This window comes from Streptomyces sp. NPDC042336 (genome assembly GCF_055581985.1).
Map to the genome: position 1 here is coordinate 175,366 of NZ_JBVJEA010000008.1, position 12,523 is coordinate 187,888.

The following is a 12,523-nucleotide window of genomic DNA, read 5'->3' on the forward strand; positions in this document are numbered from 1 at the left end:
ACCGGCAGTCCACGACGGGGGGCGCGAGATGAACACGCTGAAGGGCACCAACACCAGCGCAGTGGTCACGCGTCTGCACGACGTGCACACACACCGGGGCGGTTCCGAGAAGTCCGGTGCCGTGAGCGGGCGGGGGTGCGCTCGCGGCGCCGGGCGTCAGCACACCGTGTACATGACGGTGGTTGACGCGCACACGGGGGAAACGGGGAACACGGGGGACCGGGGGGAGACGCACGGGGGAAGCGCGTACGGGGAGGTCCAGGGGGAGCGCCGGTCCCTGTCGGAGGCGGAGTTCACCGCCTACGTGCAGGAGCGCCGCTCCTCCCTGTACGCCACCGCCTACCACCTCACCGGCGACCGCTTCGAGGCCGAGGACCTGCTGCAGAGCGCGCTGTTCTCGACCTACCGTGCGTGGGACCGGATCACCGACAAGGCGGCGGTCGGCGGATACCTCCGCCGCACCATGACCAACCTGCACATCAGCGCCTGGCGGCGCCGCAAGCTCAACGAGTACCCGACCGAGGAACTGCCCGAGACGCCCGGCGACATGGACGCGATGCGCGGCACCGAGCTGCGTACGGTCCTGTGGCAGGCGCTGGCCCGGCTGCCCGAACTCCAGCGCACCATGCTGGTCCTGCGCTACTACGAGGGCCGTACGGACCCGGAGATCGCTGACATCCTCGACATCAGTGTCGGCACGGTGAAGTCCAGCATCTGGCGGTCGCTCCGCCGGCTGCGCGAGGACGAGGTCCTCAGCTTCGGCCGTGACCAGCAGGACGCCTTCGGCGAACTGGTCGCCTGAAGGTACGGGCGGGCCCGGTGGGCCGGCCCGAGGGGCGGGGCCCCGTGAAAAAAGTTTCGAGCCGGGGTGTATCAGGGGGACGGACCCGGGCTCTTACTCACGGGGAAGCACCACGGGGGAACAACGGGGGACACGGGGGACGGGGATCACGGGGGATCCACGGGGGACCCACGGGGGTGGAAAGGGAGCGGGACTGGAGGGCCGGGGGGTCCATCCAGTCCCGCTTCCGCGTGTGCGGCCACGGCTACGGACGCGGCCGCCCGTTCACGCCGTCGTACGGACCGTGGCGCACCGGCCCGCCGCCGCGGCCGCCAGCCGGCCCATCGCCTCGTCCCGGTCGCAGGCGTGGGCGCCCAGGGCCGTCTGCCGGGCGATGACGGACCGCTCGAGACGCATCAGCCGCCAGCCCCTGCGCAGCAGGAACGGCACGGACTTGCGGCCCTCGCGCAGGTCCCGCAGGAACCGGCGGCGGAAGGTCGTCAGCGGGCCCCGGCTCAGGCACAGCGCGTCGGCCAGCACACCCAGTTCCCGGCAGCGGCCCACCAGTTCCGCGGCGAAGATGCCCTCCGCGAGGAACAGCGGCGTCCGCCCGATGTCGACGGTCTCCTCACCGGTGCGGGCGCTCAGCGAGATGTCGTAGACGGGGACGTAGGTGCGCCCCGTGCGGCACAGCTCCCCTATGGCGGCGACCGCCGCGTCCGCGTCCCACGACGCCGGATGGTCCCAGTCGATGTCGGAACTGAGCGGCACCGTCGGCAGCGTCGGGTCGGTGCCCTCCTTGTAGAAGTCGTCGAGGCGCAGCACCGGGAGGCCGGAGTGCGCGGCGAGGAGGGACTTGCCGGAGCCGGAGGGGCCGCAGAGCAGCACGACTCGCGTCGGTATGGGCGGATGGGAGCTCACGGGACACCAGTCTGGGGCATCGAACGGCCGCCGTACGACCCCGCGGGCGGACTTTGCAGCACGCGTCACATCCGGATGTGCGCTGTGCGGTGACCTGATCACGGTGTGCACTGTTATCAGGGCAGTCCGTAGCAATCCACACCAAGAGGTGGCAGCAGCGATGGCCCGACACGCGTCCCCCCGCACCCCACACACCCAGCGCGCCCTGGTCGCCCTCGCGACCGCCGGGGCCGCCCTGGCGGCAGGAGCGGCGACGGCTTCCGCGGACGGCGGCGAGACCATCGCCGGCCTGGCGCACACCCGCCCCACGTCACTGGGCAACATCGACCCGCAGGCGGGCCTGGCGGCCGTGACCGGCACCGTCGGCTACGTCACCGGGCCGGTCGCCGACCTCAAGCCCAACCCGCTGGCCGGCACCGGCGTCGACCCGCTGGACAACGGCGTCGGCACCAAGGTCGCCGACTTCCAGCCGCTGACCTCCACCGCCCTGACCGGGCCGGTGGCCCAGGCGCACTCCCTCGGGGCCGTCCCGGTGGTGGGGCAGGTGACGGAGCTGCTGCGCTGACCGGACCCACGCGCGTCGGGCCGCGATCCTCCTACGGGCAGACCGCGGCCCGTCTCCGTCGCCGCGGGCGGGCGCGCCCCATACCCCGCCCTCGTGCATCCCCCGCCCCTTCGTCGCGGGGCTCCGCAGGGCGGCCGTCTAATCTGTGGTGATTCACGTTTCGCGCAAGACGTGCAAGGGGGCGGAGTGCACAACGACGACGGATTCAACAGGGCTGACGGGGGCACCGACGGGCAGCCCGAGGACCGGCGGCCGGTTGACCACCCCAGGACCCGCACCGTGATCGAGGGCCGTTACGAGCTGCTGGAGCCCATCGGCAGCGGCGGCATGGGGGAGGTCTGGAAGGCCCATGACCGGCGGCTGCGCCGGTTCGTCGCCGTGAAGGGGCTCCTCGACCGCAGGGCCACGACCCCGGACACGCAGAAGGCGGCGATGCAGCGGGCCCGTCGCGAGGCGGAGGCGCTCGCCAAGATCGAGCACCAGAACGTGGTGACGGTCCACGACCAGATCGAGACCGCCGACCAGGTCTGGATCGTGATGAAGCTGCTGGAAGGGCGTTCGCTGGCCGACCTGTTGAGCCGTGACGGGGTCCTCGGCGTGCCCAGGGCCGCGGACATCGGGCTCCAGATGGCCCAGGGCCTGCGGGCGGTCCACGAGGCGTCGGTCCTGCACCGCGACGTCAAGCCGGGCAACGTCCTGGTGCGCGACGGCGGCCAGGTGGTCCTGGTGGATTTCGGCATCGCCACCTTCGCGGGTGCGGACCCGGTCACCCGGTACGGCGGGATCATCGGCACACCCCCCTACCTGGCGCCCGAACTCTTCGTCCCCGCCAGCCCCGGACCCACCTCCGCCTCCGACCTGTGGGCGTTGGGCGTGACCCTGTACGAGATGGTCGAGGGACGTCTGCCCTTCGGTGGCAGTGAGGTCTGGGAGGTGCAGGCGAACATCCAGCAGTCGCCCGACCCCGTTCTCCGGTACGCCGGCCCCCTCGGCCCCGTCATCCAGGGGTTGTTGGCCACGGACCCCGGCAGCCGCCTGGACGCGGCCACGGCGGAGGAGATGCTCCGGGACGTCCTCGCGGACCCGGGCGCGCCGGCCCCCGCCCGGGCCGCCACCCCCGCACGCCCGGCCACGGCCCGGCCCACGCCGCCCGCCTCACCGCCCGCGCCGGCGACGGCCGTACCGGTGTCCGCCGCGCCCTCCTCGGAAGGCGTTCCCTCGGAAGGCGTTCCCTCCGCAGGCGTCCCTTCCGAGCCGTCGCCGGCCGCGCCGGGCGGCGGCCGCGGGCGATGGTCGGGCTGGAAGGCGGCGGCGGCTGCGGCATGTGTCGTTCTGCTGGCCGGGGGAGGCTGGGTCCTCTCGCAGGGCGACTCCGGGGAGCAGGACGACCCCTCCGGCGCACAGGGCGGGGGACCCGCCGGGGGTGACGCGGAGCAGGCGTGGGAGCGGTGGAAGGACGCCAGGAAGAGGCTGACGATCGGCGCCAAGGAGGATCAGCCCGGCCTGAGCTTCTACAACAAGGACACGGGCGTGTGGAGCGGGTTCGACATCGACATCGCCTACGCCCTCGCCGGCAAACTCGGCTACGGCAAGGAGCAGGTCGATTTCTACGGGGTGACCACGGCCAACCGGGCGAGCAAGCTGAAGAACGGGGAAGTGGACCTGGTCGTCGCCTCGTACAGCATGACCCCCGAGCGGGAGAAGCGGGACGGTATCAGCTTCGTCGGCCCCTACTACAAGGCGGGCAGCAGCCTCCTGGTGCGCAAGAACTCCGCGAAATACGACCTCGACGAGGCCGTCGACGTGAAGCGGAACCAGGTCGAGGTGTGCACGGCGCGGGACTCCACGTACGCGGACAAGTTGCAGGAGGACGGCTACACCACGGGGAAGTGGCAGCCCGACACCTACAAGGAGTGCGTGGAACGACTGCTGGACAAGCGGTCGAGCGTGTACGCGGTCGCCTCGGACGACGTCCTTCTCGCCGGGTACGCCCAGGACGACCCGGCGCACCTGAAGCTGCTGCCCAGCGGCGCGGGCACGGAGCCCTACGGGGTGGCGATGCGGAAGGACGACCCTCTCCTGAGGAGCAAGGTGTGCTCGGGGCTCCAAGGGATCCTGGCCGGAAAGGAGTGGTCGGAGATGTACATGAAGGACCTGTCCCCGCTGACGGGGCGGAAGACCGCGCCGAGCAGGCCGGAGCTGAGGCCGTGCTCGGCCGAGTGAAGCCGCGGCCCCTCCGGACGGGGAGGAGCCGCGGCCGTCGGCGTCGGCGCCGGGTGACGGCGGAGGCGGTCAGTACGACGAGCCGGACGCGCCCAGCGCGCCCGTCGGGTGCCAGACCGTCTTCGTCTCCAGGAACGCCGTCATGCGGTCGGTGCCCGGCGTCGCCGACCAGTCGGCGTCGTCCACAGGCTGTGGGCGCAGGACGCGCTTGAGGTTGTCCGCCGCCGCGATCTCCAGCTCCTTGGCCAGCGTCTCGTCGGCGCCCGCCAGGTCGATCGCGTTGACGTCCTGGTGGGCGGCGAGCGGGGCGGCGATCTCGGCCGTACGGCCGGAGAGGATGTTGACCACGCCGCCGGGGAGGTCGGAGGTGGCCAGGACCTCGCCCAGGGAGAGGGCGGGCAGGGGGGACTTCTCCGACGCCACCACCACCGCCGTGTTGCCCGTGGCGATGACCGGGGCGATGACGGACACCAGGCCCAGGAAGGACGACTCCTGCGGGGCCAGCACGGCGACGACGCCGGTCGGCTCGGGGGAGGAGAGGTTGAAGAACGGGCCCGCGACCGGGTTGCCGCCGCCGACCACCTGGGCGATCTTGTCGGTCCAGCCCGCGTACCAGACCCAGCGGTCGATCGCGGCGTCCACCTGGGCCGCCGCCTTCGACTTCGACAGGCCCTCCGCGTCGGCGACCTCCGCGACGTACTGGTCGCGGCGGCCCTCCAGCATCTCGGCGATCCGGTAGAGGATCTGGCCGCGGTTGTACGCCGTCGCCCCGGACCAGCCGCCGAACGCCTTGCGTGCGGCGACCACCGCGTCACGGGCGTCCTTGCGGGAGGAGAGGGGGGCGTTCGCCAGCCACCTGTTCTTCGAGTCGCTCACCTCGTACACCCGGCCGCTCTCGGAACGCGGGAACTTCCCGCCGACGTACAGCTTGTAGGTCTTCAGTACGGAAAGTCGTGCGTCAGACATCGAGGTACGCCTCCAGGCCGTGGCGGCCGCCCTCGCGGCCGAAGCCCGACTCCTTGTAGCCGCCGAACGGCGACGTCGGGTCGAACTTGTTGAACGTGTTGGACCAGATCACACCCGCGCGGAGCTTGTTCGCGACCGCCAGGATGCGCGAGCCCTTCTCCGTCCAGATGCCCGCCGACAGGCCGTACGGGGTGTTGTTGGCCTTGGCGACCGCCTCGTCCGGTGTGCGGAAGGTGAGGACGGACAGCACCGGGCCGAAGATCTCGTCGCGGGCGATGGTGTGCGCCTGGGTGACGTTCGTGAAGAGCGTCGGGGCGAACCAGTAACCGGAGGACGGCAGTTCGCAGGCCGGGGACCAGCGTTCGGCGCCCTCCGCCTCGCCCTGGTCCGCGAGGGCGGTGATACGGGCCAGCTGCTCGGCCGAGTTGATCGCGCCGATGTCCGTGTTCTTGTCCAGGGGGTCGCCCAGGCGGAGGGTGGTGAGCCTCCGCTTGAGGGAGTCGAGCAGCTCGTCGTGGATCGACTCCTGGACCAGCAGGCGGGAGCCCGCGCAGCAGACCTGGCCCTGGTTGAAGAAGATGCCGCTGACGATGCCCTCTACGGCCTGGTCGATCGGGGCGTCGTCGAAGACGATGTTGGCGCCCTTGCCGCCCAGCTCCAGGGTGAGCTTCTTGCGGGTGCCCGCCACCGTGCGCGCGATCTGCTTGCCGACGGCCGTGGAGCCGGTGAAGGCGACCTTGTTCACGTCGGGGTGGGCGGTGAGCGCGGCGCCGGCGCGGCCGTCACCGGTGATGATGTTGACGACGCCCTTGGGCAGCCCGGCCTGGCGGCAGATGTCCGCGAAGAACAGGGCGGAGAGGGGGGTCGTCTCGGCGGGCTTCAGGACCACCGTGTTGCCCGTCGCGAGCGCCGGGGCGATCTTCCACGCCAGCATCAGGAGCGGGAAGTTCCACGGGATGACCTGGCCCGCGACGCCCAGCGGACGCGGGCTCGCGCCGTAGCCGGCGTGGTCGAGCTTGTCGGCCCAGCCCGCGTAGTAGAAGAAGTGCGCGGCGACCAGGGGGAGGTCCGCGTCGCGGGTCTCCCTGATCGGCTTGCCGTTGTCCAGGGTCTCCAGGACGGCCAGTTCACGGCTGCGTTCCTGGATGATGCGGGCGATGCGGAAGAGGTACTTCGCGCGCTCCGCGCCGGGCAGCGCCGACCACTTCTCGAAGGCCCTGCGGGCCGCCTTCACGGCGCGGTCGACGTCGGCCTCGCCGGCCTCGGCCACCTCGGAGAGGACCTCTTCGGTGGCGGGGGAGACGGTTTTGAAGACCTTGCCGTCGGCCGCCTCGGTGAACTCGCCGTCGATGAACAGGCCGTACGACGGAGCGATGTCGACGATCGCGCGGGACTCGGGGGCCGGGGCGTACGCGAACGCCGAGGCGGGAGTGGGTGCGGGTGCCATGGTGATCAGTCCACCGTCACGTAGTCGGGGCCGGAGTAACGGCCTGTGGCCAGCTTCTGGCGCTGCATCAGCAGGTCGTTCAGGAGCGAGGAAGCGCCGAAGCGGAACCAGTGGTTGTCCAGCCAGTCCTCACCCGCCGTCTCGTTGACCAGGACCAGGAACTTGATCGCGTCCTTCGCGGTGCGGATGCCGCCGGCCGGCTTCACGCCCACCTGGACGCCGGTCTGCGCGCGGAAGTCGCGGACCGCCTCCAGCATCAGGAGGGTGTTGGCGGGCGTGGCGTTGACCGCGACCTTGCCGGTCGACGTCTTGATGAAGTCCGCCCCGGCCAGCATGCCGAGCCAGCTGGCGCGCCGGATGTTGTCGTACGTCGACAGCTCGCCGGTCTCGAAGATGACCTTGAGGCGAGCTGCCGTTCCGCACGCCTCGCGGACGGCCGTGATCTCGTCGTACACCTTCATGTAGTGCCCCGCGAGGAACGCGCCGCGGTCGATGACCATGTCGACCTCGTCCGCGCCCGCGGCCACCGCCTCGCGCACGTCGGCCAGCTTCACGGCGAGGGAGGCGCGGCCGGCCGGGAACGCCGTGGCCACCGAGGCGACCTTCACGCCCGAGCCGGCGACGGCCTCCTTGGCGGTGGGCACCATGTCGGGATACACGCAGACGGCGGCGGTGGCGGGGGCCGTGCGGTCGGTCGGGTCGGGGCGGACCGCCTTCGCGCCGAGCGCCCGGACCTTGCCGGGGGTGTCCGCGCCTTCCAGCGTCGTCAGGTCGACCATCGAGACGGCGAGGTCGAGGGCGTACGCCTTCGCGGTGGTCTTGATGGAACGGGTGCCGAGGGAGGCGGCGCGCGCCTCCAGGCCGACCGTGTCGACGCCGGGCAGTCCGTGGAGGAAGCGGCGCAGGGTGCTGTCGGACGCGGTGACGTCGGCGAATCCTGGTGCGGGTCCGTTCACGGGGCCCTGTGCGGGTCCGTCGGCGGCGGGTGCAGTGGTGGGCATGGTCACCAGATGAGCATATCTACGCGCGTAGCGGTCTGTACAGTCCCTGCGAGGGGCGTCCGGGGAAGTCCGGGGCCGCTCGGAGGGCGCGTGTATCGGTGCCGTACCGGCACCGCATGTGAGCGTCCGGCGGGGCGTCGGGCACAATCGGCAGCATGAGCACGCCGGAGCCCCAGTCATCCTCGCCGCAGCCGTCGGGACCCGTGTCCAAGGACCGGGTCTACCGCTCGCCCGCGGGCATCTCCGGCGGCGTGCTGGTGCTCGCCCTCGCGCTGTGGCTCGGCATCGACGCCCTGGTCTCGGGTGAGGGGGACACCCGCTGGAAGGCGCTCGCGGCGCTGGTCTTCCTCGTGCCGCTCGTCGCCGCCTACACCGTGCGGCCCGCCGTCTTCGCGAACGACGACCGGTTGCGGGTGCGCAACCCGTTCCGCGTGATCGTGCTTCCCTGGGCGCGGGTCGAGTCGTTCCGCTCCGCGTACACCAACGAGGTCTTCGGCGAGGGCGGCGCCAAGTACCAGCTGTGGTCCATTCCCGTCTCGCTGCGCGGGCGCAAGAAGGCCGCGCGGCGGGAGGACCGGCGGGCCGCGGGGGGTGCCGGTGGCCGGCGCGGGCGCGGGAGCGTGCTCGGGGGGATGGGGCAGTTCGGTTCGCGGGGCGGTGCTGCCGGGTCCGCGGCTGTCGAGGCGGACGGGCCGGTGCGGGCCGAGGGCGACAAGATCATGGACGAGCTGCGTGAGCTGTGGGAGGCGCGGAAGGATGCCGCGGGCTCTCAGGGTGGCGTGACGGTGCGGTGGGCGTACGAGATCGTCGTGCCGGTGGTCGTGGGGGCGGTGGCGCTCGGGGTGCTGTTCGGGGTGGGGTGACTTGGGTCATGCCGGGTGGCGTGGGTGACGGGTTCGCTGTCGGTGTGATGTTCCTGGTGCGGACGCGTTTCGGGTGGTGAATGTGGCCGGGGGTGCCCTTTGGCACCCCCGGTTTTTTCTCGGTGCCGCCCGCTGTGGCTAGATGCCGGCCGCCGTCGACAAGTCGCGCTTGAGCGCCGTCAGCAGGTCCGCCGCCCTCGTCCGGGCGGCCGGGAGGCCGGCGTGCGTCGCGACCGGGACGACCACCTCCAGGTAGCACTTCAGCTTGGGCTCCGTGCCGCTCGGGCGGACGATCACCCGGGCGCCGTCGAGCGTGTAGCGCAGGCCGTCGGTGGGCGGGAGGGTGTCCGTGCCCCGGCTGAGGTCCTCCGCCCTGGTGACGGGGAGGCCCGCGAGGGCTGTCGGGGGGTGCTCGCGCAGGCGGGTCATCGTGGCGGCGATGAGGGAGAGGTCCTGCACGCGGACCGAGAGCTGGTCCGTGGCGTGCAGGCCGTGGTCCACGGCGATGTCGTCCAGGAGGTCGAGGAGGGTGCGGCCGGCTTCCTTGAGGGTGGAGGCCAGCTCCGTGATCAGGAGGGCCGCGGTGATGCCGTCCTTGTCGCGGACGCCCTCCGGGTCGACGCAGTAGCCGAGGGCCTCCTCGTAGCCGTAGCGGATGTCCTCCACGCGGGCGATCCACTTGAAGCCGGTGAGGGTCTCGACGTGGGGGACGCCCGCCTTCGCGGCGATGCGGGCGAGGAGGGACGACGAGACGATCGACTCCGCGAACGTGCCGGTCGCTCCGCGGGTGACCAGGTGGGCGGCGAGGAGAGCGCCCACCTCGTCGCCCCGGAGCATGCGCCAGCCCGCGGGGGCCGTGGTGTCGGGTACGGCCACTGCCAGGCGGTCCGCGTCCGGGTCGTTGGCGATGATCAGGTCCGGGGCGGGGTCGGTCGCGGCGGCCTTCGCGAAGGCGAGGTCCATCGCGCCGGGCTCCTCCGGGTTGGGGAAGGCGACGGTGGGGAAGTCCGGATCGGGGTCGGCCTGCTCGGTGACGAGGGCGGGCCGCGGGAAGCCGGCTCGGGCGAAGGCGGCGAGGAGGGTGTCCTTGCCGACGCCGTGCATCGCGGTGTAGACGGTGCGGGCGGTGCGGGGGGAGTCGGGGGCCAGGACGGCGTCCGTGCGCGTGAGGTAGGCGTCGAGGACGTCGTCGTCGAGGGTCTGCCAGCCGGAATCGGGGCGGGGGACGTCGTGGAGGGTGCGTACGGCGTCGATCTCGGCGGCGATGTCGGTGTCGGCGGGGGGCACGATCTGGGAGCCGTCGCCGAGGTACACCTTGTAGCCGTTGTCGCGGGGCGGGTTGTGGCTGGCGGTGACCTCCACCCCGGCGACGGCGCCGAGGTGGCGGATCGCGAAGGCGAGGACGGGGGTGGGGAGGGGGCGGGGGAGTACGGCGGCCCTGAGGCCGGCGCCGGTCATCACGGCGGCTGTGTCGCGGGCGAAGTCCGCCGACTTGTGGCGGGCGTCGTAGCCGATGACCACCAGGCCGTCGGGGTGGCCCTGCTTCTTCAGGTACGCGGCGAGGCCGGCGGCGGCGCGGATGACGACCGAGCGGTTCATGCGCATCGGGCCGGCGCCGAGTTCGCCGCGCAGGCCCGCGGTGCCGAACTGGAGGGTGCCGGAGAAGCGTGCGGTGAGCTGGGCGTGGTCCTCGGCCTCGATGAGGCGGGCGAGTTCCGCGCGGGTGTCCGCGTCGGGGTCCTCGGCCAGCCATGCCTTGGCTCGTGCGAGGAGGTCGTCTTGCACGTCTTGCACGTCGGTCAGCCTCTCGGGTGTCGGTGGGGCGTGGGGGTGCCTGCGGGTGCCTGCGGCGCCTGTGCGGCTCCGGTGGGGGTGCCTGCGGCGCCCGTGCCGGTTCGGTGGGGGGTGCCTGCGGCGCCCGTGCCGGTTCGGTGGGGGGTGCCTGCGGCGCCTGTGCGGGCTGGTGGGGGTGCGCGGTGCGCGGTGCGTTGTGGGTGGGTCGGGGCCGTGCCGGGGGGTGTCCGTCCTCGGAACGGCGCGGAATCGGTCGGCCACAGATCTCCCCCGGCGTTGACGCGCCAACCGCTGCGGGCGGACAGCCCCCGACACGGCCCCTTCTCGCCGTACGCGGCTGCGGCCCGCCGACGCCCGCGCTGCCCCGGCCCGCCGTACGCGGCTCTCCCGCCGCGTCGCCACATCCTCCGGCTGCGGGCCGTCGTCCGTCGCCCTCGCTGCGGGCCGTCGCCATGCCGCTTAGCTGCGGGCCGTCGTGCGGCTGGGGCGGCACAGGTGGGCGCTGCTACGCCGGGCGACTGGGCCGGTGGGCCTCGGCCTACAGGCGGCCCAGGACCTGGGTGAGCAGCTTGCCCATGCGGGCGGCGGAGTCGCGGCCTGCCTGGAGGACCTCCTCGTGGTTGAGGGGCTCGCCCGTCATGCCGGCGGCGAGGTTGGTGACCAGGGAGATGCCCAGCACCTCCGCCCCGGCCTCGCGGGCCGCGATCGCCTCCAGGACCGTCGACATGCCCACCAGGTCGGCACCGATGACGCGGGCCATGCGGATCTCGGCCGGGGTCTCGTAGTGCGGGCCGGGGAACTGGGCGTAGACGCCCTCCTCCAGCGTGGCGTCGATCTCCTTGCACAGGGCCCGCAGACGGGGGGAGTACAGGTCGGTGAGGTCGACGAAGTTGGCGCCGATGATGGGGGAGGTCGCCGTGAGGTTGATGTGGTCGCTGATCAGGACCGGCTGGCCGGGGCGCATGCCCTCGCGCAGGCCGCCGCAGCCGTTGGTCAGGATGATCGTCTTGGCGCCGGCCGCCACGGCGGTGCGGACGCCGTGGGAGACGGCGGCCACCCCGTGGCCCTCGTAGTAGTGGGTGCGGCCCAGGAAGACCAGCGCGCGCTTGTCGCCGATGGTGTATGAGCGGATCTTGCCGCCGTGCCCCTCCACTGCGGGCTTGGGGAAGCCCGGCAGGTCGGTGACCTGGAGATCGGCCTCGGGGGCGCCCAGGGCGTCCACGGCCGGTGCCCAGCCGGAGCCCATCACGAGGGCGACGTCGTGGGTCTCGGCGCCGGTGAGTTCGCGCAGGCGGGCCGCGGCGGCGTCGGCGGCGGCCCTCGGGTCAACTGGGGTGGCGCCCTGGATGTCGTCCGGAAGAAGAGATGCGTTCACGCCGAAGAGGGTAGCCGGTTTACGGCTACGCGCGTAGATGGCGGAGGTCACGGGATGGTGGTTTTTGGGTTGGAGGTTTTGACGAGGACGGTCCTCAGCAGGGGCGTTTGCGGAGTTCCATCACGTAGTCGTGGGGGGCGCCGGCCGATTCGGCGGCGTCCGCGACCTCGCCCAGGTAGCGGGCGGAGGGCAGGCCGCCCTCGTAGGCGTTCAGGACGTAGGTCCAGGCGCCCTCCTCGCCCTCCAGGGTGTGCGCGCGGACGCGGGTGCGGCGGTAGATGTCCAGGCCCACGCCCTCCCAGCGGTCGAGGGAGTCCTCGTCCATGGGGGCGATGTCGTAGAGGGCCACGAAGACCTGGGAGATCGGGTCCTCCACGAGGGTCGCCAGTGCCCCCTCCCAGCCCATGTGCTCGCCCCCGAAGGTCAGCCTCCACCCGTTCAGCCAGCCGGTGGCGCGCAGCGGCGAGTGCGGGGCGCGACGGGTCATCAACCGCGCGTCGAGGTTGCCGGCGTAAGCGGCGTAGAGCGACATGAGGGGAAGGGTACGGCAGGGGTGTCGGGCATCGCTGTCGTAACGGTGGCGGCCC

The 12,523-nt window shown here is 72.4% G+C and carries 11 protein-coding genes; 4 read left to right on the forward strand and 7 right to left on the reverse strand.

Annotated features, from left to right (window positions below; translation table 11 throughout):
• Nucleotides 1-28 precede the first annotated feature (28 nt).
• Nucleotides 29-802, forward strand: a complete 774-nt coding sequence (locus ACZ6IM_RS19440; protein ID WP_469557739.1) for a SigE family RNA polymerase sigma factor — start codon at nt 29-31, stop codon at nt 800-802.
• A gap of 264 nt (nt 803-1,066) precedes the next feature.
• Here ACZ6IM_RS19440 and ACZ6IM_RS19445 read toward each other — a convergent pair whose 3' ends face one another.
• On the reverse strand, nt 1,067-1,669 hold the full coding sequence (locus ACZ6IM_RS19445; RefSeq protein WP_469557916.1) for a uridine kinase: 603 nt from the start codon (nt 1,667-1,669) through the stop codon (nt 1,067-1,069).
• A 193-nt stretch (nt 1,670-1,862) separates the two neighbouring features.
• Here ACZ6IM_RS19445 and ACZ6IM_RS19450 point away from each other — a divergent pair, with 193 nt between their 5' ends.
• Nucleotides 1,863-2,267, forward strand: a complete 405-nt coding sequence (locus ACZ6IM_RS19450; RefSeq protein ID WP_469557740.1) for a hypothetical protein — start codon at nt 1,863-1,865, stop codon at nt 2,265-2,267.
• A 186-nt stretch (nt 2,268-2,453) separates the two neighbouring features.
• Complete coding sequence (locus tag ACZ6IM_RS19455) at nt 2,454-4,490, forward strand: bifunctional serine/threonine-protein kinase/glutamate ABC transporter substrate-binding protein (RefSeq protein WP_469557742.1); 2,037 nt, start codon at nt 2,454-2,456, stop codon at nt 4,488-4,490.
• A 69-nt stretch (nt 4,491-4,559) separates the two neighbouring features.
• Here ACZ6IM_RS19455 and ACZ6IM_RS19460 read toward each other — a convergent pair whose 3' ends face one another.
• From ACZ6IM_RS19460 to deoC, 3 genes are read right to left on the reverse strand one after another with little or no spacing between them, the layout of a single operon-like run.
• On the reverse strand, nt 4,560-5,456 hold the full coding sequence (locus tag ACZ6IM_RS19460; protein WP_052839695.1) for an aldehyde dehydrogenase family protein: 897 nt from the start codon (nt 5,454-5,456) through the stop codon (nt 4,560-4,562).
• Nucleotides 5,449-6,903, reverse strand: a complete 1,455-nt coding sequence (locus ACZ6IM_RS19465; protein WP_469557745.1) for an aldehyde dehydrogenase family protein — start codon at nt 6,901-6,903, stop codon at nt 5,449-5,451. The genes ACZ6IM_RS19460 and ACZ6IM_RS19465 overlap by 8 nt, the downstream gene beginning before the upstream one ends.
• Before the next feature lie 5 nt (nt 6,904-6,908).
• A complete protein-coding gene (deoC, locus tag ACZ6IM_RS19470; protein ID WP_469557919.1) occupies nt 6,909-7,904 on the reverse strand; it encodes a deoxyribose-phosphate aldolase in 996 nt (331 codons plus the stop codon).
• Nucleotides 7,905-8,059: 155 nt separating this feature from the next.
• On the opposite strand from deoC, the gene ACZ6IM_RS19475 reads away from it, so the two are divergent.
• The gene (locus ACZ6IM_RS19475; RefSeq protein ID WP_469557747.1) at nt 8,060-8,767 is read left to right on the forward strand and encodes a PH domain-containing protein; all 708 of its coding nucleotides are present in this window, start codon (nt 8,060-8,062) and stop codon (nt 8,765-8,767) included.
• A 138-nt stretch (nt 8,768-8,905) separates the two neighbouring features.
• On the opposite strand, the gene ACZ6IM_RS19480 is transcribed toward ACZ6IM_RS19475, so the two are convergent.
• From ACZ6IM_RS19480 to ACZ6IM_RS19490, 3 genes are all read right to left on the reverse strand, one after another.
• Nucleotides 8,906-10,552, reverse strand: coding sequence for a phospho-sugar mutase (locus ACZ6IM_RS19480; protein WP_469557922.1), 1,647 nt, complete (start codon nt 10,550-10,552; stop codon nt 8,906-8,908).
• 547 nt (nt 10,553-11,099) lie between these two features.
• On the reverse strand, nt 11,100-11,936 hold the full coding sequence (locus ACZ6IM_RS19485) for a purine-nucleoside phosphorylase (RefSeq protein ID WP_052839691.1): 837 nt from the start codon (nt 11,934-11,936) through the stop codon (nt 11,100-11,102).
• Between the two features lie 94 nt (nt 11,937-12,030).
• Nucleotides 12,031-12,468 carry a gamma-glutamylcyclotransferase family protein gene (locus tag ACZ6IM_RS19490; protein ID WP_030145658.1) on the reverse strand — a complete coding sequence of 146 codons (438 nt, stop codon included), beginning with the start codon at nt 12,466-12,468 and terminating at the stop codon, nt 12,031-12,033.
• Between the last annotated feature and the right edge of the window lie 55 nt (nt 12,469-12,523).